The organism is Micromonospora yongxingensis, from assembly GCF_052601155.1.
In genome coordinates this window covers 118,156-138,840 of record NZ_JBQXEO010000005.1, presented here as the reverse complement: position 1 = coordinate 138,840, position 20,685 = coordinate 118,156, and the positions used below count along the sequence as shown (strand labels likewise).

Sequence of the window (20,685 nt, the reverse complement as noted above, 5' to 3'; positions counted from 1 at the left end):
CATGCGGATCACTGGGTATCGGACGCTCACCACCGTCCAGCAATGGGGGCGGCCCGTCGGCGATGCCAACGGCGTCTTCACCGACGGGGTGGTCCCGGTGTCGATCGTCGTCGTCGAAACCGACGAGGGAATCTCGGGGGTCGGCCTCGGGCCGCACGTCGAGATCGAGCGGATCTTCGCAGCCATCGAGGGCGAAGACCCCCGCGCCGTGACGACCCTCTACGACCGCATGCTGCGGCACACCTTCAAGGCGGGCCACGCGGGCCCGGTGTTCGGCACCATCGGCGCGCTCGACACCGCCCTGTGGGACATCAAGGCGCAGGCGGCCGGGGAGCCGTTGTGGCGGCTGCTGGGCGGACGTGACCGGCGGGTGCCCGCCTACGCATCCGGCCTGGACATCGGACTGACCGACGACGAGCTCGTCTCGGAGTACGAGGTCTACGCCAGTCACGGCCTGCGGGCCGCCAAGCTCAAGGGCGGCCTCGACATCGATCGCGACCGGCACCGCCTCGGCCTGGTCAACGAGGTCCTGACCGAGGCCGGGCACGGACAGCGGCCGGGTCTCATGCTCGACGTGAACGAGGCCTGGACCCGCAAGCAGGCCGTCCGGCACGTCTGCGAACTCGAACGCACCCTGGATCTCATCTGGATCGAGGAGCCCGTCCGGCGCTGGGACGCCGAGGGCCTGGCCGCCGTCAGCCGAGGAGTTTCCGCGTCGGTCGCCACCGGGGAGAACCTCACCGGGCTCGAACAGTACCGCCCACTGATCGCCGCCGGAGCCGTCGACATCGTCCAGATGGCCGCCGTCTGGGGGGTCACCCACTTCCTGCGGGCGTCCGCCCTGGCTCACGCTCACGACCTGCCGGTCAGCCCGATCGGCAACAGCCCGGTCGGGCTGCTGCACGCCGCGACCTCGGTGCCGAACCACCTGACCAGCGAGCTGCAGGACCTGCATCCACCGGTCGGCGTCTCCATCGACCTGCACGTCGAGGACGGCGCCTTCGTCCTCGGCGACTCGCCCGGACTGGGTGTGCGGATCGACGAGGAGCGGATCCGGACGGCCGACCGCCGCCCGCAGGCGCAGACGGCCGAGGGCCCCAACGTCCGGCCGGAGCAGGCCGGACGGCGACTGTTGGCCGGGGTCGACGGCGTCATCCCCGCACGCCAGATCCCCGTCGCACCGCTGAACTCCCGCAACGAGGTGGCGCCCACCGCACGCCTCTGACCCGGCCGGCAGAACAAGGAACGCGTTGGTGCGCCGCCAGGGCGGCGTACCGACGACCACGCCCGGTCGGGACGACCGACGTACCGACCGTCGAGACGGAGGATCGATGAAGGCAGTCGTCTACCGGGGTGCCCGGCGCCTCGGGATCGAGAAACGTGACCTGCTGCCACCGGGTCCGGGTCAGGTGCGGATCGAGGTGGCCTACACCGGGATCTGCGGCACCGACCTGCACATCTACCACGGGGACATGGACGGCAGGGTCGGCGATGCGGCGATCATCGGGCACGAGATGTCCGGACGGATCGGGGCCCTCGGCGAGGACGTCACCGGCTGGACCGTCGGCCAGGCCGTCACCGTCATGCCGACCCGGCCGTGCGGACGGTGCGCCGCCTGCCAACGCGGCACCTCCCACGTCTGTCACGCCATGAATTTCCTCGGCATCGACTCACCGGGAGCCATGCAGTCCCACTGGAACGTGCCGGCGGAGCTGGTCCTGCCTCTCCCGGAGGACCTGCCGCTCGACCACGCGGCGCTCGTCGAGCCCGTCGCGGTCGCGGTGCACGACGTCCGGCGGGGCAACGTGACCGCCGACGACCACGTGGTCGTGGTCGGCGGTGGCCCGGTGGGGGTTCTCATCGCCGCCGTCGCGCAGGGCCGTGGCGCGCGGGTGCTCCTCGTGGAGCCGGACACGGTCCGACGCGAGGTGGCGGCCGGGATCGGGATCGACGTCGTCGATCCGGGGTCGACCGACGTCGTGGCGCTGGTCGACGACCGTACCGACCGCGCGGGCGCCGACATCGCCTTCGAGGTCTCCGGCTCCGCCGCCGGCGTCACCACGGCGGTGGATGTCCTGACCACCCGTGGCCGACTGGTGATGGTGGCGATCCACCCCAAGCCTCGGGAGGTCAACCTGCACCGGTTCTTCTGGCGGGAGTTGGAGCTCCTCGGGGCCCGTCTGTACCAGCGCGACGACATGACGGAGGCGATCCGGTTGGTCGCCTCCGGCGCGATCCCGGCGCGACAGCTCATCTCCCGCGTCGAACCCGTCGAGGCGGCCACGGCCGCGTTCACCGCCCTGGAGGGTGGCGGCGTGATGAAGGTGCTGCTCGATCTCCGGGAGGAGGCGTGAGCACCCTGTTCGACCTGACCGGACGGACCGCCGTCGTGACCGGGGCCCGGCGTGGCATCGGCCTCGCCATGGCCGAGGCACTGGCCCTGGCCGGCGCCGACATCGTCGGTGTCTCCGCCCAGCTCGAAGCGGGTGGAAGCGAGGTGGAACGCCGGGTGCGGGCCGCCGGTCGCCGGTTCACCGCGCTGCGGGCCGACCTCGCGGACCGGGCGGCCGTGCACCGGTTGGCCCGGGATGTCATCGCGCTCGGGCCGGTCGACGTCCTGGTGAACAACGGCGGCACGATCGCCCGTACCCCGGCCGCCGACCACCCGGACGAGATGTGGGACCACGTGATCGAGGTGAACCTGAGCAGCCAGTTCGTCCTGAGCCGGGAGATCGGCCGGACGATGGTCGAGCGCGGTCGAGGGAAGATCATCTTCACCGCCTCGCTGCTGAGTTTCCAGGGCGGCATCACCGTCCCCGGCTACGCCGCGTCGAAGTCGGGCGTGGCCGGGCTCACCAGGGCACTGGCGAACGAGTGGGCGGTCCGCGGCGTGAACGTCAACGCCATCGCGCCCGGCTACATCGCCACCGACAACACCCAGGCACTGCGCGACGACCCCGACCGCGAACAGGCGATCCTCGCCCGGATCCCGGCGGGCCGGTGGGGCCACGCCGACGACCTCGGCGGTGCCACGGTGTTCCTGGCCTCGGCGGCGTCGGACTACGTCAACGGGATCGTCCTGCCCGTCGACGGCGGATGGCTGGGCCGATGACCGGCGAGCAGGTGCCCGGAAAGGCCGGGATCGTCGACGCCCACCACCACCTCTGGGTGCGCGCACGACACCCGCAGCCGTGGATCGACCCCGTGACCATGGCGGCCATCGACGCCGACTTCGAGCCCGCCGACCTCGCCCCGGTGGCCCGGGCCGCCGGGGTCACCGCCACCGTCGTGGTGCAGTCCGTGGCCTTCGAGAAGGAGACGGTGGACCTGCTGGCGGTGGCGGCCGGGGATCCTCTCGTCCACGGAGTCGTCGGCTGGGTGGATCTGACGGCCGTGGACGTCGCCGACCGCATCGAGAGACTGCGGGCCGTCCGGGGCGGGGACCGTCTCGTCGGCATACGCCACCTCGTGCAGTCCGAGACCGACCCGGCGTACCTGGACCGTCCGGACGTCCGCCGGGGGATCGCGGCGGTGGGAGACGCCGGCCTGGTCTTTGACCTGCTTGTCCGCCAGCACCAGCTGCCCATGGCCACGCGCCTGGCACACGACCTGCCCGACGTGTCTCTCGTCCTCGACCACCTGGGCAAGCCCGCGCTGGGCCGTCCCGAGATGGCGGACTGGACCCGGGACGTGCGGGCGCTGGCGGCCGCGCCCAACACCACGGCGAAGCTGTCCGGCCTGGTGACGGAGGTGCAGCGGTCGCACTGGACGTCGGGGGACCTCCGACCGGCCGTCGAGGATGCGCTCGACGCGTTCGGGCCGGACCGACTGATGTTCGGCTCGGACTGGCCGGTCTGCCTGCTCGCCAGCTCATACCCCCGGTGGGTCAATGCCCTGGCGGAGTTGCTGCGAGAGCACGACGAGTCCGACCGGGCGCTGGTCTGGGGAGACACGGCGCGCCGCGTCTACGGGCTGGAGGCGTCGTGAGGGCGCGGCCACTGCCGCCTCCGTTCGTCCGGGCTGACTGTGATCCCGGTCGGGACCGGCTCCGTTCCTCGGAAACCGGTCCCGACCGGACCGTCACCTGCCACCGCGACGGTTAGCGACCCTCACGCCAGGACGAACCGCCACTGCTGGTTGGCGGCACTGTGGCAGGTCCACTGCAACAGTCGGGCGCCGTCGGTGGTGGCAGCGCCGTTGACATCCACGCAGAGCCCGCTCAGGACGTTCCGCACCGTGTACACGCCGGAGGTTCCCGTCGCGGTGGCGGTGAACTTCTGCTGGTTGCCGTTGTTGCAGGTGGCCTGCTGCAGGAAGGCACCCGCCGTGGTGGAGCCGCCGACCACCTCGACGCACTTGCCGCTGTGGACCGCCTTGAGGTAGACCGCTCCGCTACCCGCGTCGACGGCCTGCCACTTCTGGTTGTTACCACCGGTGGCCGCCCACTGGGTGATCTGGGCGCCGTCGGCGGTGGAGACACCGCTGACGTCCATCAGCTTGCCGCTGTGCTGAGCGGTGACCGTCCAGGTTCGGCCCGCCAGGCCGCCATCGGTGCTGGGAACACCGACACCCGGGCCGCCGAAGGTGTGCGAGTCGAGATCGAACCAGTTGTTCGCACTGCCCTTGAACACCATGTAGAGCGTCTGCGTCCCGGCGAGCGCGGCAACGCTCACCGGCGCCGTGGACTGGTAGTTGTCCCAGCCGCCGGTGCTGGGCACCGGCGTGGTGGCGAGCAGCGTTCCGGTTGGTGAGCCGGCCCGCAGCTCGACCGAGCCACCACCGGACGGTGACGACAGCCGGTAGCTGACGGTCGTGATGCCCGACAGGCTCATCGGGGTGAATGCGATCCAGTCGTTGTTGGAGATGTCCCCGACGCGCTTGCCGCTCTCCGCGCCGGCCTGGTCGACGACCCGGGTGCCGGACTGGCTGCTGTGGTACTCGGCCTGCTTGTGCTTCGGTTGGAGGATCACCTGCGCGGTACCGGTGAGCGGGGCCGCACCACCCGCGCCGCCGTTGTCGGTGTACCGCGCGTTGAGCACGTAGAACAGGTTGGCGCCGTCGGGGTGTCCGCCGAGCAGGTCGGTGGAGATGGTGCCCGAGCAACCCGGGTATTCGGTGGTCTCGTGCGCGTGGTCGTCGTGACCGAGCGCCGGGTTGAGGAACACCTTGGTGCAGTCGATCGCGGCACCTCCCGGGTCGGAGACGCTGATCTGGTACGGCACCCGGTCACCAAAGGTGAGCATGCCACCGTTGGACGGGGTGGTGATGGTGACCACCGGCGCGGTGTTGCCGACGGTGATCTGGACGTTCGCGAAGCCCGTCTTGCCGGTGTTGTCGGTGACCTTCAACTGTGCGGTGTAGTTGCCGTTGGTGGTGTAGACGTGTGACGGGTTGGCGGCCGTGGAGGTGGTGCCGTCGCCGAACGTCCACTGGTAGCTGAGCGTGTTGCCGGGGTCCGGGTCGGCCGTACCCGCACTGTTGAACTGCACGGTGAGCGGCGCGTTGCCACTGGTCGGCATGCCGACGGCCTTGGCGATCGGCGACCGGCCGCCCTGGATGTAGTCGACCCGGTAGAGCCCGGAGTCGCTGTTGCCGCCGCCGAAGTTGGTGCCCCACTCCAGCAGGTAGAGCGAGCCGTCCCGGCCGAACTCCATGTCCATCGGCTTGTTGAACCGCGCTGTCGGCAGGAACGGGTTGGTGCGGGTCACCGCCGTGGCCGAGTCGAAGTGCACCTCCTTGACGTAGTTGCGCGACCACTCGTAGAAGAAGTGGACGCCGTCGTAGTAGGGCGGGAACTTCGTGGCGGACGGGTTCGCCGGGTCGTACCGGTAGACCGGCCCGCCCATCGGCGCCGAGCCGCCGGAGCCGAGCTCCGGGAAGGTCGGCGAGGTGCCGTAGCCGTACCAGATGTTGGGCGCGACGACCGGCTTCAGGTTGACCAGGCCGGTGTTGTTGGGCGAGTTGTTGACCGGTGCGGAGCAGTTGAACTTCGCGCCGACGACGCCGGTGTCCGGGTTGAACGGCGCGTAGGGCTGGTTGTCGCCGTGGCAGAACGGCCAGCCGTAGTTGCCGGCCGACTTGATCACGTTGAGTTCGACCAGCCCCTCGGGACCGCGGTTGGTGGTCGGTGGGTTGCGGTCCGGCCCGTAGTCGGCCAGGTGGACCCAGCCGTTGGCCGGGTCGATCGAGAAGCGGAACGGGTTGCGGAAGCCCATCGCGTAGATCTCCGGGCGGGTCTGCGCCGTGCCCTGGGGGTAGAGGTTGCCCGTCGGGATGGTGTAGCCCCCGCTGGCGGAGGGCTTGACGCGCAGCAGCTTGCCGCGCAGGTCGTTGGTGTTGCCGGCGGTCCGGGCGGCGTCGAGGTTGGCCTTGCCCGACCGCCAGTCCAGCGGCGCGTAGCCCTGCCAGTTGGGGTCGAGGTTCGGCGGCGTGTCGTCACCGGTGCCGATGTACAGGTTGCCGTCCGGACCGAACTCGATGTACCCGCCGGTGTGCCCGGGCTCCGGGAACGTGCGGTCCCGGTACGCCGGGATCTCGATGATCGTCACGCCGCTGGACATGTTCAGCGTGTCGCCGGTGAGCGTGTAGCGGGAGACGCGGTTGACATCGGTCGTGCTGCTCGCCGGGGAGTGGTACAGGTACACGTACCCGTTGCTGGCGAAGTTGGGGTCCAGCGCCATCCCGGTGAGACCGTCCTCGCCGCCGGTGTAGACGCTCAGCGTGGCGGCGGTCACGGTGCTGTTGGTGGCAGGTTTGAAGATCTTCACCTGCCCGCCGCGCTGGACGTAGAGCACCCGCCCGTCCGGGGCCACGGCCATCGCCATCGGGTCGACGGTGTTGTCGTCGAGAGTGCGCTTCTCGAAGTTGCCCCAGACCGTGCCACCGCAGTCGCCGGCGACGTTGCCGGCGGCCCACCGGACGCCGCCGAGGACGTGGTTACGGAAGTTCGTCTCGCTGTAGGACTCGATCGCGTGGCCCATCGCGGTGGCCCACACCCGCCCGCCGCCGGCGTTGCGGCACCAGGAGATCGGGTGGTCGGGGCCCATCGCCCGGGAGCCGGGGTTGTACGTGCGCTCGTCGGCGGTCACCAGGACGTGCACGTTCCCGCGCGGGTTGGTGTCGAAGTTGTACCACTCCTCGCTGCGGTTCCAACGGTCCGGCAGCCCGGCCGTCGACGGGTGCTGCTTGTCGGCCACGATGGCGGTGCCGGGCAGCACGCCGGGGGAGTGTTCGGGCATGTGGGCGCCGCCGTTGACGGTCTGGTCCCACCACGGATACTCGGCCTCGATGCCCATGTCGGTGGCGTTGTGGACGCCGACGATGCCCTTGCCGTTGGCGAGATAACCCTCCACCGCCTGCCGTTGGGCTGCCGAGGTCCACACCATGCCCGAGGTCTGGAACATGATGATGACGTCGAAGGTCGCCAGGTTGGTGGGGGTGAAGACGCTCGAGTCCTCGGTGTGCACCAGCTCGAAGTTGTTGGCTGCCGCCTGCTGCTGGAACATGGCGACCCCTGCCGGGATCGAGTCGTGTCGGTAGCCGGCGGTCTTGGTGAACAACAGGGCGCGGAAGGCCGGGGCCGCCGACGCCGGTGGGGCGAGTCCGAGCGACAGTAACAGGCCGGCGATCACTGCGATGATCAATGTGTGGCGACGCATGCCGTCTCCTAGGTCTGGCGGGCAACGGGATTGCGACCACGGGCCCACGGCACGTCAGGTTGTGCCTGCGTGGGTGAGGGCGCACGGGTGTGCTGGTCGTCGTCCTGCCGTCCGCCGCAACGGCAGTCAGCCCCGCAGGCCGTCACACAGCGTGACATGGGCTGTGTGACGTCCCGTGGTCCGCGAGGTCAGGATGCGCTAGGCATCGCTGTGTGTCAATGAATGGGCAGACGTGTGACGTCTCGCGGATTTCAGGGCCCCCACGCCTGGCTCTCTCGGTGCGGCGGCGTTGCCGATCGAGCGACGAGCCTGGCAATCGCCCCAGTTCGAGGATTGCGGACCCGCATCCAAACATCTATCTTCATACGTGTGATGTTTCGCTGATGTCAAGCGAATGTTCGCAGCAGAAGAACGCGATCCTCCACAGCCACCTGCCGCAGTCCGCCCGTCCGGCACCTCGGACGGGTCGCGGTGCACGAAGAAGACCTGTCGATGACCACTCTCTGTGAGGGCTTTCGGGATGTCACACCCACCACCGGCGCCGCTGCTCACCCTTCGCGGCATCGGCAAGTCCTTCCTCGGCGTCCGCGTCCTCGACGGCGTGGACCTCGACGTCGCGCCGGGCGAGGTCCACGCCGTCGTCGGCGAGAACGGCGCCGGCAAGTCCACCCTCATGAAGATCGTCTCCGGCGGTTACGCCCCGGACGAGGGCACCGTCGAGTTCGCCGGTGAGTCACGTGCGTTCCGCGGGCCGCGCGACGCGCAGCGGGCCGGCGTCGGCATCATCCACCAGGAGTTCAACCTGCTCCCGGAGCGCACCGTGGCCGAGAACGTCTACCTCGGACACGAGCCGGTCCGACACGGCTTGGTCGACCGCCGGTCGATGCTCGACCGCACCACGCGACTGCTCGCCTCGATCGGGGAGACCACCCTGCCGGTCGACGCGCGGGTGGGGCGCCTCGGCGTCGCCCAGCAGCAGGTCGTCGAGATCGCCAAGGCCCTCGCCCTGGACGCCCGTCTGCTCATCATGGACGAGCCGACCGCGGCGCTGGCGGACCACGAGGTCGAGCTGCTCTACGGGCTGGTACGCCGGCTCCAGCAACGGGGCATCGGCCTGCTGTACGTCTCCCACCGGCTCACGGAGGTCTTCGACCTGTCCGGCCGGATCACGGTCCTCAAGGACGGCCGGCGGGTGACCACCGTGGACACCGCCGAGACCACCACCGACGACCTGGTACGGCACATGGTCGGCCGCGATCTGTCGAGCTACTACCCGGACCGGGCCGTCCCCGACGACCTCGGTCCCGTGCGGCTCACCGTCCGCGACGCCGGAAACCGGAAGCTGCGTGGCCTGCACCTTCAGCTACGGGCCGGCGAGGTGCTCGGCGTCGGCGGCCTGCAGGGCTCCGGGCGGTCCGCGCTGGCCCGTGCGCTCTTCGGCGTGTCCCCGTTCACGACCGGTGAGGTCACGCTCGACGACCGACCGGTCCGGCTGCGCTCGCCGCGCACGGCGATGCGGGCCGGCATCGCGTACGTCACCGAGGACCGCAAGGGCGAGGGGATCGTCCCCCGCCAGTCGGTCCTCGACAACGCGCTGCTCGCCAGCCGGGCCGTCTTCGCGTCTCGGTCCGGCCACGCCGCCCGGACCGTTCGGGTCCGGGAACTGCTCGCCGCCGTGGAGGTCCGCGCCGCGAGCGACGACCAGGAGATCCGGTTCCTGTCCGGCGGCAACCAGCAGAAGGTCGTACTGGCCCGCTGGCTCGCGCTCAACCCGCGGATCCTGCTCTTCGACGAGCCGACCCGGGGCATCGACGTGGGCGCGAAGTCGGCCATCCACGACCTCGTGCGCCGCCTCGCCCGCGACGGCGCGGCCGTGCTGATGATCTCGTCCGACCTGCCGGAGCTGCTGGGCATGAGTGACCGGATCATCGTCATGCGAGACGGACGCATCGCGGGCGAGTTGACCGCCGGCGCGACCGAGGAGGACGTGGTCGCCCTGGCGGTCGGGACCGTGCGGGAGGCCGCCGCGTGAGTGCTCTGTCGCTCCTGCCGGCCCGCCGACCCGTCCCGGGCGTGTTCGTGGCCCTGACCCTCACCCTCGCCATCGGCTGGCTGACCGTCCTGATCGACGGCGGTCAGCTCTTCAACCAGTCGACCACGGTGAGTCTGCTGCACGTCGCCGCCGGCCTCGGCCTCGTCGCCGTCGGTCAGACCCTCGTCATCCTCGGCGGCTCGCTCGACCTCTCCGTGGCGTACGTGATCAGTCTCAGCACCCTCGTCGCCGCCGAGACGATGAACGGCAGCGACGGCGCGATGCTGCCGGCGATCGGCCTGGCGCTCGCCGTCAGTGCCGGCGTCGGGCTGCTCAACGGGCTCCTCGTCACCAAGCTGCAGGTGAACGCGTTCATCGCCACCCTCGGCGTCGGGCTGCTGCTCAAGGGCTACCTCGACAACGGCTACGACGGCCCGGCCGGCACCACGGCGCCTTCGCTCGTGCAGTCTCTGGGCTACCAGCGCGTCGGTCCGGTACCACTGTCGTTCCTGCTGCTCGTCGCGGTGACCGGGGCGGCCTGGTTCGCGCTCTCGCGGACCCGCTTCGGCCACCACCTGGTCGCCGTCGGCGGCGATCCGGAGGTCGCCCGGCTCTCCGGCGTCCGTAACGACCGGATCCTCGTCACCGCCCACGTGCTGTGCTCGCTCTGTGCCGGGCTCGCCGGGATCTACCTCGCCAGCCGGCTGGGCTCGGGCGCCCCCCGGGTGGGCACCGAGGGCCTCTACGACCTGGAGTCGATCGCCGCGGTGGTGATCGGCGGGACCGCCCTCGCCGGTGGTCGCGGTGGCGTCATCGGCACGATCGGCGGGGTGCTGCTGCTCGCCAGCATCGACGCCATCTTCAACCAGCTCGAGGTCGACGCCTTCTTCAAGCAGGTGATCAGGGGCGCCATCATCATCGCCGCGGTCGCCGTCTACGCCCGTCGGGCTTCGCGAAAGGCGGGGTCCTAGCCATGCGGACCACCCAGCGCCGTTCCCTGCCGCTGCGGCTCCCGCGCGTTCGGCCCGGCGGCGTCCTGCCGATCCTCGCCATCCTCGCCGTGCTGCTGGTCCTCGTCGCCGTCCGGCAGCCCGACTTCCTCCACCCGCCGTCGCTGATGTCCTTCCTCGGGCGGTCGGCGCCGATCATCCTGCTCGCCGCCGGCCAGTACTTCGTGATCGTCTCCGGCGAGTTCGACCTCTCCGTCGGATCACTGGTCACCGCGCAGGTGGTCGTCGCCGCCCGGCTGATCGACGGCGACCCCACGCGCACCTGGCCGGTCGTGGTGCTCCTGCTCGCCTTCGGCGCACTCGTCGGGCTGGTCAACGGGCTGATCACGACCCGGCTGCGGGTGCCGTCCTTCATCACCACCCTCGGCATGTTCCTGATCCTCGTCGGCGCGGTGTACCTGTGGTCCGACGGCGCCCCGAAGGGTGGGCTCTCCGAGGAGTTCCGGCGGTTCGGGCGGCGGGCCGTCGAGGACGTTCCGGTGCTCGGCCGCGTGCCGTACGCGTTGCTGGTGCTGGTGGCCCTCGCGGCGCTGGCCGTCGCGCTGATGCGGTCGGACTTCGGCCGGACGCTGGTGGCGGTGGGCGACAATCCGCGCACCGCCGAGCTGAGCGGGGTACGCGTCTGGCGTACCCGGACGATCGCCTTCATCCTCAGCGGGCTCGCGGCGGCGGTGGCGGCGATCCTCCTGGGCGGCTACAGCGGTGTGTCGTTCCAGGCCGGCGCGGGTCTGGAGTTCGGAGCGATCACCGCGGTCGTCCTCGGTGGCGTCGCGCTCGGCGGGGGTCGCGGCTCGGTCGTCGGCGCGATGCTCGGTGCGCTGACCCTGGAACTCCTGTTCGCCCTCATGAATTTCTACGGCGTCTCCGGCGCCCTCAGGTCGACCGTCCAGGGCGCGATCATCCTGCTCGCCGTGGCGGTCTCGGCAACGCGTTCTTCGTCGAGATAAGGGGAAACCATAGTGCGACGTTCCATGGCGGCGCTGGCCGCTGTCACCCTGCTGTCCCTCACCGCCTGCGCGACCGACGAGCCGGCGGCGGGCCCCTCGGGCAGCGCCTCGGCCGCCGGGTCGGGCACCGGCGACCAGTCGAAGTTCTTCGTGCAGGCCGACTACGACGCCGAGCTCGCGCTGCTCGACGCGGCCGCGACCGGGCCGGCCGAGAAGCCGTGGGAGCAGGTGCTCAACCCGAGGCCGGTGGACACCGCGAAGTTCAAGAAGGCGGGCCCGCACAAGATCTGCTTCTCCAACGCGGCTCTGAACAACCCCTGGCGGCAGGTTGGGTTCAAGACCATGCAGGCCGAGGTCGAGGCGCAGCGGAGCCGCATCAAGGAGTTCGTGCACGTCGACGCCGAGGGCAAGGACCAGAAGCAGATCGCGGACATCAACGACCTGCTCGGCAAGGGCTGCGACGCGCTCATCGTCTCGCCGAACACCACCGCCACGCTCACCCCGGCCGTCGAGGCGGCCTGCCAGGCCGGGCTGCCGGTCGTCGTCTTCGACCGGGGTGTCAACACGAAGTGCCCGGTGACGTTCATCAACCCCATCGGCGGTTACGGGTTCGGCCACGTCGGCGCCGAGTTCGTCAGCCAGAAGATGAAGCCCGGCGGGAAGGTCCTCGCCCTGCGGATCCTGCCCGGCGTCGACGTCCTGGAGACCCGCTGGTCGGCGGCGAAGGTGGCGTTCGACAAGGCGAAGGTGGACGTCGTCGGCGTCGAGTTCACCGACGGCGACCCGGCGAAGACCAAGAAGATAGTCGACGACTACATCCAGCGGTACGGCACGATCGACGGCGTCTGGATGGACGCCGGAGCGGTCGCCGTCGCGGCGGTCGAGGCGTTCCAGGACGCGGGGAAGCCCGTGCCACCGATCAACGGCGAGGACCAGCTCGACTTCCTGAAGATCTGGAAGGACAAGAACCTCACCGCGATCGCGCCGACCTACCCGACCTACCAGTGGCGTACGCCGATCATCGCGGCGCTGCGGATCCTCGACGGCCAGCAGGTGTCCAACCCGTGGAAGCTGCCACAGCCGACCATCACGCAGGACAACCTGGACCGGTACCTCGATCCGGGCATGCCACCGCTGCACTACGCGATGTGCGGCTGCACCGACCTGCCCGGTTACCCGCAGCGCTGGAAGTAGATCCTGATGTACGCCATCGGCGTCAACCCCTGGGTGTGGGCCTCGCCAGTCGACGACAAGGCCCTGGCCGAGTTGATCCCGCGGATCGCCTCGATGGGCTTCGACGCGGTCGAACTGCCGATCGAGCAGCCCGGCGACTGGGACCCAATCCGTACCCGGGACCTGCTGGCGGCGCACGGCCTCGCCGCTGCCGGCGTCTGCGCGGTCACCCCGCCCGGCCGGGACCTGGTGGACGCCGCGCCGACGGTGGTCGAGTCGACCGTGGCGTACCTCATGGGATGCGTCGCGAGCGCGGCGGCCGTCGGCGCGCCGTGCGTCGGCGGCCCCGTGTACGCGTCCGTGGGCCGCACGTGGCGGATGTCGCCAACGGCTCGCGCGGCCTGCTACGCGGACTTCCGGCGCGCCCTGTCGCCGGTGGCCGAGCACGCCGGCGAGCAGGGCGTGAGCATCGGTGTCGAGGCGCTGAACCGCTACGAGACGAGTGTCGTCAACACGATGGAGCAGACCGTCGAGCTGATCGACGGTCTGCCCTCGAACGTCGGCATCATGATCGATACCTATCACATGAACATCGAGGAGGCCGACCCCTACGCGGCCCTCTCCGTCGCCGGCCGGCACATCAAGCACGTCCAGGTCAGCGGCACCAACCGCGGCGCTCCCGGCGCGGACCACTTCGACTGGCCCCGCTTCTTCACCGCCCTGGGGAACACCGGCTACCAGGGCGCGATCTGCATCGAGTCGTTCACGGCGGAGAACGAGACCATCGCGACCGCCGCGGCGATCTGGCGTCCGTTGGCCCCCTCGCAGGACCGTCTCGCCACGGACGGCCTGCGCTATCTCCGGGAGATCCTCGGATGACCGCCCCGACCCGCCACCCCCCGCGCTGGTCGAGGCCGTTCCGCCACCCGCACCCCGTTCTCACGGCAGGAGCACCGTCCCGTGTCCTCGTCTCTTTCGTCGCTGCGCCGGCTGCTGGCCGGCGCCGCCGCGACAGTGGTCACCGCCCTGGTCGCGGTGACCGCCTCGGCGTCCCCGGCCCTCGCGGCCACCACCACCCTCTACGCGTCTCCCTCCGGCACCGGCACCAGTTGTTCCGCCAGCCAACCGTGTTCGCTGAGCGCCGCCCAGACCGCGGTGCGGGCGCTCAACAGCGCGATGTCCGGTGACATCGTCGTGGAGTTGGCCAACGGCGCGTACCGGCTCTCGTCGCCGATGCGATTGACCGCGGCCGACTCGGGCAACAACGGCTATCAGGTGATCTGGCGGGCGGCCGCCGGCGCACGTCCGACGATCACCGGCGCCCGGGCGGTCAGCGGTTGGTCGCTCGTCGACTCCGGGAAGAACATCTGGCGTGCCAACGTCGGCGCCGGGCTCGACTCCCGCCAGCTCTACGTCAACGGGGCCGTCGCCACGCGGGCCCGAACCGCCGTGAACCGCTCCGACTTCACCTTCACCACGTCCGGCATGCGATTCAGCAACAGCGCGCTCAGCTACCTGAACAACCTCGGCAACCAGAACCGGGTCGAGGTGGAGAGCGTCGGCTCGTTCACCGACCGGTACTCGCCGGTGCAGAGCATCAGCGGAAACTTCCTGACGATGCAGCAGCCCGCGTGGAACAACAACACCTTCGGGTTCGACACCCTCTCCAGCCCGCACCGCGCCGGCCCCTTCTACCTGACCAACGCGTACGAGTTCCTGGACTCGGCGGGGGAGTGGTATCTGAACCCGGGTAACGGCCAGCTCAACTACATCCCGCTCGCCGGCCAGAACATGAGCACCGTGAGTGTGGAGTTGCCGCAGCTGCAGTCCCTCGTCAACATCGGGGGCACCTACGACGCCCCCGCGCACCACATCTCGTTCAGCGGCATCACCTTCACGGGCACCAGCTGGCTCGGCCCCAGCAGCAGCAACGGCTTCGCCGACCAGCAGACCGGCGCCCACATCACCGGCACCTGGTCTCGGCCGGCCGACGCGCTGACCTCCTGCCAGGCCGGCTGCCCCCAGTTCGAGGCCACCCGGCCCAACTGGAACCAGATGCCCGCCGCCGTGCAGGTCTCCGCGGCCAACACCATCACCTTCAGCGACTCCCAGTTCGTCAACCTCGGGCAGACCGCGATCGGCATCGGCAACGACGCCAACGCCCACGCCAGCGGTGTCGGCCTGGGCGCCAGCAACATCACCGTCACCCGCTCCGAGATCGCCCGCAACTCCGCCGGCGGCGTGGTGGTCGGCGGCGTGCGCGCCGACGCCCACCACCCCAGTGACCAGCGGATGGTCAACCGCAACATCACCATCAGCAACAACCGGGTGCACGATCTCGGCCTGGAGTACCGGGGCGTGGTCTCGATCCTGACCACCTACGTGAACACGGCGACGGTTTCGTACAACGAGGTCTACAACATGCCGTACACCGGCCTGTCGGTCGGCTACGGCTGGGGCGCCAACGACGCGGGCGGCAGCCAGCACTACGCGAACCGGGGCCTGTACAACTACCAGCCGCGCTACACCACGGCGACCACCGCGGCCAACAACCAGGTCATCGGCAACTACGTCCACGACGTCATGCAGCAGATGACCGACGGCGGGTGCATCTACACGCTGTCGGCGAACCCGGGTGGGACCGTCAACGAGAACTACTGCCTGCGGACCAACGGCTGGTTCGGGCTCTACTTCGACGAGGGCTCGCGTTACTACACCGCCCGCAACAACGTCTTCTCCTCCACCGGCACCTGGGCCACCGCGAACTACTGGTACGCGGAGAACATGGGCAACTTCACCGTCACCAACAACTGGTCGACCAACGGCAGCACGAACGTGACCAACGGCGACCGCGGCAACGTCGTCTCCGGCAACGTCACGGTCGCGGGCGGCAGTTGGCCGTCGGGCGCGCAGGCGGTGATGAACGCCGCCGGTGTCCAGAGCGGCGGCACCAACCCGCAGAACGTGCAGATCGTCGGCGTCCAGTCCGGCCGGTGCGCCGAGATCGGCGAATCCAGCACGACCAACGGCACGCAGGCCCAGATCTGGGACTGCGTCGGCACCGCCAACCAGCGGTGGACCTCCACCGCCGGTCGGCAGCTCATGGTGTACGGCACCAAGTGCCTGGACGCCTCCGGCCAGGGCACCACCAACGGCACCACGGTGGTGATCTGGGACTGCAACGGCCAGGCCAACCAGCAGTGGAACATCAACGCCAACGGCACCATCACGGGCGTGCAGTCGGGTCTGTGCCTGGACGCGAACGGCGCCGCGACGGCGAACGGCACGAAGCTCATCCTCTGGTCGTGCACCGGCGGCACCAACCAGCAGTGGCAGCTGCGGAGCTGACTCCGGACCCTCCCCGGACGGTCAGGGCTGGGTGGTGACGGGAACCGCCACCACCCAGCCCACCTTCGCTCCGTTCAGGCCCTGCACCCGGCCGGCCTGCGGTCGGCGGCCGAGATCATGCCCGGCTCCACCGCTGGTTCGTGTTGCCGTGGCAGGACCAGAGGATCACCGCCGTGCCGTTGGCCGTGCCGCCGTTGTTGACGTCGAGGCAGAGCGACGGGAAGCGCACGTTGCTGACCGTGCCGTTGCCGTTCAACGTCCACTGCTGGTTGGTGCCCCCGTTGCAGTCCCAGATCTGGACCCGGGTGCCGTTCGTCGCGGTGGTGGGGACGTCCAGGCACTTGCCGAGGATCCGCAGCGTCTGGCCGTTCTGGCTGATCTGCTGGTTGGGGTTGCCGTGGCAGTCCCAGATCAGCGTGCCGGTGCCGTTGGCGCTGTTGGAGTTGTCCAGGTCGAGGCATCGCCCGGCCGACTCGCTGCGGAGGCGGAACGTGGTGGGCGTCGGCGGGTCGGTGGTGCCGCCGCCGCTGACCCGGTACACCACGGTGCCGTGTGCCGGGACGCTCGCGGAGATGCCCCCGGTCGTCGTGGAGGTGGCGTTGGTCCACGCGTCCCGCAGCGTGAACGAGCTGCCGGTCTTGCCGATCGCCGCGGCGGTGGTGGAGATCGTCGTGGTGGAGCCACCCTGGTTGAACAGGGCGACGGCGACGTCACCGTTGGCCAGCCGCTTGGCCAGGATCCGCCGGGTGCCGTCGTTGAAGACCTGGACGGCCTGGAGACCGAGCGGGTCCTGGTTGATGGCGATCAGGTTCTGGTTCTTCAGGATCGTCAACGTCGCCGCGTTCGCCGAGCGCAGGTCGTTGCCCATCATGAGCGGCGCCGCCATGATCGACCACAGCGCGAAGTGGCTGCGCATCTCCGTGTCGTTCATCCCCCCGTTGCCGACCTCCAGCATGTCCGGGTCGTTGAACCCGCCCGGCGCGGCGTAGCCGGCCAGCGGCGCGGTGACGTTGACGATGTTCTGGATGCCCATCGGGTAACCGTTGGTCTGGCCGGTGTCCCACGCGTTGGTGATGTCCTCGGTGGTCCGCCAGAGGTTCGCCACGTCGCTCCAGTTGCGCTGCGGCCCGGTCTTCTCGTGGATGCTGTTCGGGTTGATGCTGTAGACGATCGGCCGTCCGGTGGCGGCGAGCGCGTCGCGCATGATGCCGAACCTCGCCACCTGGTCGTTGATGGTCCCGGTGGGGGAGCACCAGTCGTACTTCAGGTAGTCCACGCCCCAGGCGGCGAACTGCCGGGCGTCCTGGTACTCGTGCCCCAGGCTCCCGGTGGAGCCGGGAAAGGCGTCGAAGTACTGGGCGCAGGTCTGGCCCAGTGGACCCTGGTAGAGGCCGAACAGCAGGCCCCGCGCGTGCAGGTAGTCGCCGAGCGCCTTCATTCCGCTCGGGAACCGCTCCGGGTGGGCCTGCAGGTTGCCCTGCGCGTCCCGGTTGGGGTTGAACCAGCAGTCGTCGACGACGACGTACTTGTACCCGAGATCGCGCAGGCCGTTGTTCACGATCGAGTCGGCCATCTGGCGGATGAGGGTCTCGTTGATGGAGCAGCCGAACGTGTTCCAGGTGTTCCAGCCCATCGGCGGGGTGCGGGCGACGCCGTTGTTCAGCGCCTGCGCCGGTTGCGGGGTGACGAGGCCGCCGGCGAAGGCGGTCGCGACCCCCACCGCCAGGACGCCCAGGACGGCGGTCGTCCATCTCTTGCGTCTGTTCACGTGTTCCTCCTCGGAGAACTGCGGCCCGGCGTCGGTAGCCGGTGCCGTGACTGGTCGGAACGGCTGGGCCGTTGGCGGGTGTCGTTGTGCCCGTCCGTGCTGGCGGCAGGTTGTCGTGGGGAGGCCCGCCTGGCCACGTGCAGAGCCGAGGCGACGATGCTCTGGTCGCGTCGGTCGTCCCGCTGGTGCCAACCCGTCGGCTCCAGCCGTGGCTGCCGTCCAGCGATGACGGGACGATTGCAGGGATGTTATCGCTGACATTCACCTATGTAAATCAGAAACATGTGATGTCTCTGCTGGCGTGTGTGCTGCCGTGGTCAGGAGAGGCGGACGGCGCCATCGGCGCAGATCACGACCCGTGTGGTCGGGAACTCCGGGCCGGCGCGCCGCCGGCCGTGCGATGGGGCTGCGGCTCTGGGCCGAGTGTTACGCCTTGACTAACGGCTTGTTATCGCTCACAGTCGATGGATCGGAACGCTGGCCGTCGGCCCGCCGGACCGAAGACCAATCCCTTACGGGTCGTCCGGGCTGCGCCTCCTGGGCAGGGGTGCACCGACCTGTCGAACGATCACGTTGCGCTGCGGATCAGACCTGGTGGCGTCCGCCGCCCGATGACGGGTCCGCCCGACCAACTCCGGTTCGTGGTTGTCTCCCGAAGGAGGATCATGGTTTCCAATGGTGGTCCCACCTGGGCCGTGTCAGGGCGGCGCGGGTGGTTGTCCCGCGTCGCCGCGGCCGTGGTGGCGGTGCTGATCGGGGGCACCCTCGTCGCCGTGTCCCCGACTCCGGCGTCAGCGGCGACGGTGGACCCGAACGCCTGGTACGTGTTGGTGAACCGCAACAGCGGTAAGGCGTTGGACCTGTACAACATGGCCACGGCCGACGGGGCGCGGATCTCCCAGTGGTCGCGTAACGACGGCAACTGGCAGCAGTGGCAGTTCGTCGACTCCGGTGACGGCTACCACCGGTTGAGGTCGCGGCACTCGGGCAAGGTGCTCGACGTGTCCAACGCGTCGACGGCCAACGGTGCGGCAATCGTGCAGTGGGCCGATCACAACGGGAGCAACCAGCAGTTCCGGCTCGCCGACTCGACCGACGGGTACGTGCGGTTGATCAATCGAAACTCCAACAAGGCCATGGAGGTGCAGAACGCCTCGACCGCCGACGGGGGCAACGTCGTGCAGTACGACGACTTCAACGGCAACCACCAGCAGTGGCAACTGGTCCGGGTCGGCGACTCCGGCAACCCCGGCGGCACCTTCACCAACCCGGTCGTCTGGCAGGACTTCGCCGACGTCGACATCATCCGCGTCGGCGACGTCTACTACATGTCCGCCTCCACCATGCACTACTCGCCCGGCGCTCCCGTGCTGCGCTCGTGGGACCTGGTGAACTGGGAGTTCGCCGGCCACTCGGTGCCCCGGCTGGACTTCGGCACGAAATACGACATGGCCAACGGCGCCCAGGCGTACGTCGACGGCATCTGGGCCTCCACGCTGAACTACCGGCCGAGCAACCGCACCTTCTACTGGGCCGGCTGCATCGACTTCGCCCAGACGCACATCTACACCGCCTCCACCGTCGACGGCGCCTGGAGCCGGCACACCACCATCCCCAACTGCTACTACGACGCCGGGATGCTGATCGACGACAACGACACCATGTACGTCGCGTACGGCAACGGCACGATCAGCGTGGCGCAGTTGTCCGCCGACGGGCGGACGCAGGTCCGGGCCCAGCAGGTGTACCAGACGCCGTCGAGCATCGGCACCCTGGAGGGTGCCCGCTTCTACAAGCGCAACGGCGCCTACTACATCTGGCTCACCCGCCCGGCCAACGGCCAGTACGTCCTCAAGTCGACCAACGGCCCGTTCGGTCCGTACGAGCAGCGGCAGGTCCTGCTCAACATGCCGGGCCCGATCTCCGGCGGTGGGGTGCCCCACCAGGGCGGCCTGGTGCAGACCCAGACCGGTGCCTGGTACTACATGGCGTTCACCGACGCGTACCCGGGCGGGCGGATGCCGACGCTGGCGCCGATCAGCTGGACCAGCGACGGCTGGCCGCAGGTGCATACGGTCAACGGGAACTGGGGCGTCAACTACCCCAACCCGCTTCCGCTGCGTCCCGTCAGGCCGCTGACCGGCACCGACACCTTCGCCGGCACCACCCTCGGCCCGCAGTACGAGTGGAACCACAACCCGGACGACAGCCGCTGGTCGGTCAACAACGGGCTGCGTCTGCAGACCGCGACGGTGACCAACGACCTCTACCGGGCCCGCAACACGGTCACCCACCGGATCCAGGGTCCGACCTCGACGGGCACCATCGAGTTGGACTACTCGACGATGCGCGACGGCGACCGGGCCGGTCTCGCGATGTTGCGCGACACCTCGGCATGGATCGGCGTCAGGCGCGACAACGGCACCACGCGTGTCGTCATGACCAACGGTCTGACCATGGGCACCAATTGGAACACCGTCGGCACCGGGACGGAGATCGCCAGCGCCGCGGTGTCCGGCGGACGGATCTGGTTGCGGGCCAACGCCGACATCCGACCGGGGACGGGCCGCCAGGCGAGGTTCTCCTACAGCACCGACGGTGTCACCTTCGTCGCTCTCGGCAACGCCCTGACCCTCAACAACGCCTGGCAGTTCTTCATGGGATACCGGTTCGGCATCTTCAACTACGCCACCCAGGCGCTGGGCGGCGCGGTGACGGTGCGCCGGTTCACCCTCGCGACACCGTGACG

Annotated in this window: 13 protein-coding genes; 11 read left to right on the top strand and 2 right to left on the bottom strand. The window is 69.7% G+C overall.

Annotated elements, in window-relative coordinates; all coding sequences use genetic code 11:
* The first annotated feature begins 1 nt into the window (after nucleotide 1).
* From ACTWLT_RS09280 to ACTWLT_RS09265, 4 genes are all read left to right on the top strand, one after another.
* Nucleotides 2–1,225, top strand: a complete 1,224-nt coding sequence (locus ACTWLT_RS09280; RefSeq protein ID WP_445317937.1) for a mandelate racemase/muconate lactonizing enzyme family protein — start codon at nucleotides 2–4, stop codon at nucleotides 1,223–1,225.
* Between the two features lie 106 nt (nucleotides 1,226–1,331).
* Entirely contained in the window at nucleotides 1,332–2,354 is a 1,023-nt protein-coding gene (locus ACTWLT_RS09275) for a zinc-dependent alcohol dehydrogenase (protein ID WP_445317936.1), read from the top strand.
* Complete coding sequence (locus tag ACTWLT_RS09270; protein ID WP_445317935.1) at nucleotides 2,351–3,112, top strand: SDR family oxidoreductase; 762 nt, start codon at nucleotides 2,351–2,353, stop codon at nucleotides 3,110–3,112. Before ACTWLT_RS09275 ends, ACTWLT_RS09270 begins: the two co-directional genes overlap by 4 nt.
* Complete coding sequence (locus ACTWLT_RS09265; RefSeq protein WP_445317934.1) at nucleotides 3,109–3,987, top strand: amidohydrolase family protein; 879 nt, start codon at nucleotides 3,109–3,111, stop codon at nucleotides 3,985–3,987. The genes ACTWLT_RS09270 and ACTWLT_RS09265 overlap by 4 nt, the downstream gene beginning before the upstream one ends.
* A gap of 122 nt (nucleotides 3,988–4,109) precedes the next feature.
* Here ACTWLT_RS09265 and ACTWLT_RS09260 read toward each other — a convergent pair whose 3' ends face one another.
* On the bottom strand, nucleotides 4,110–7,658 hold the full coding sequence (locus ACTWLT_RS09260; protein WP_445317933.1) for a ThuA domain-containing protein: 3,549 nt from the start codon (nucleotides 7,656–7,658) through the stop codon (nucleotides 4,110–4,112).
* 520 nt (nucleotides 7,659–8,178) lie between these two features.
* On the opposite strand from ACTWLT_RS09260, the gene ACTWLT_RS09255 reads away from it, so the two are divergent.
* From ACTWLT_RS09255 to ACTWLT_RS09230, 6 genes are all read left to right on the top strand, one after another.
* Nucleotides 8,179–9,690: a sugar ABC transporter ATP-binding protein gene (locus ACTWLT_RS09255; RefSeq protein ID WP_445317932.1), complete on the top strand. Its 1,512-nt coding sequence runs from the start codon at nucleotides 8,179–8,181 to the stop codon at nucleotides 9,688–9,690.
* Nucleotides 9,687–10,661 carry an ABC transporter permease gene (locus ACTWLT_RS09250; RefSeq protein WP_445317931.1) on the top strand — a complete coding sequence of 325 codons (975 nt, stop codon included), beginning with the start codon at nucleotides 9,687–9,689 and terminating at the stop codon, nucleotides 10,659–10,661. Before ACTWLT_RS09255 ends, ACTWLT_RS09250 begins: the two co-directional genes overlap by 4 nt.
* 2 nt (nucleotides 10,662–10,663) lie before the next feature.
* Entirely contained in the window at nucleotides 10,664–11,647 is a 984-nt protein-coding gene (locus ACTWLT_RS09245) for an ABC transporter permease (protein WP_445317930.1), read from the top strand.
* 12 nt (nucleotides 11,648–11,659) lie between these two features.
* Complete coding sequence (locus ACTWLT_RS09240) at nucleotides 11,660–12,841, top strand: substrate-binding domain-containing protein (RefSeq protein ID WP_445317929.1); 1,182 nt, start codon at nucleotides 11,660–11,662, stop codon at nucleotides 12,839–12,841.
* Between the two features lie 6 nt (nucleotides 12,842–12,847).
* On the top strand, nucleotides 12,848–13,699 hold the full coding sequence (locus tag ACTWLT_RS09235) for a sugar phosphate isomerase/epimerase family protein (RefSeq protein WP_445317928.1): 852 nt from the start codon (nucleotides 12,848–12,850) through the stop codon (nucleotides 13,697–13,699).
* A gap of 81 nt (nucleotides 13,700–13,780) precedes the next feature.
* Nucleotides 13,781–16,168 carry an RICIN domain-containing protein gene (locus tag ACTWLT_RS09230; RefSeq protein ID WP_445317927.1) on the top strand — a complete coding sequence of 796 codons (2,388 nt, stop codon included), beginning with the start codon at nucleotides 13,781–13,783 and terminating at the stop codon, nucleotides 16,166–16,168.
* A 115-nt stretch (nucleotides 16,169–16,283) separates the two neighbouring features.
* On the opposite strand, the gene ACTWLT_RS09225 is transcribed toward ACTWLT_RS09230, so the two are convergent.
* Nucleotides 16,284–17,801: a glycoside hydrolase family 27 protein gene (locus ACTWLT_RS09225; protein ID WP_445318043.1), complete on the bottom strand. Its 1,518-nt coding sequence runs from the start codon at nucleotides 17,799–17,801 to the stop codon at nucleotides 16,284–16,286.
* An 800-nt stretch (nucleotides 17,802–18,601) separates the two neighbouring features.
* Here ACTWLT_RS09225 and ACTWLT_RS09220 point away from each other — a divergent pair.
* Nucleotides 18,602–20,683 (top strand): RICIN domain-containing protein, encoded by a 2,082-nt coding sequence (locus tag ACTWLT_RS09220; protein WP_445317926.1) that lies wholly within the window; start codon nucleotides 18,602–18,604, stop codon nucleotides 20,681–20,683.
* Nucleotides 20,684–20,685 lie beyond the last annotated feature (2 nt).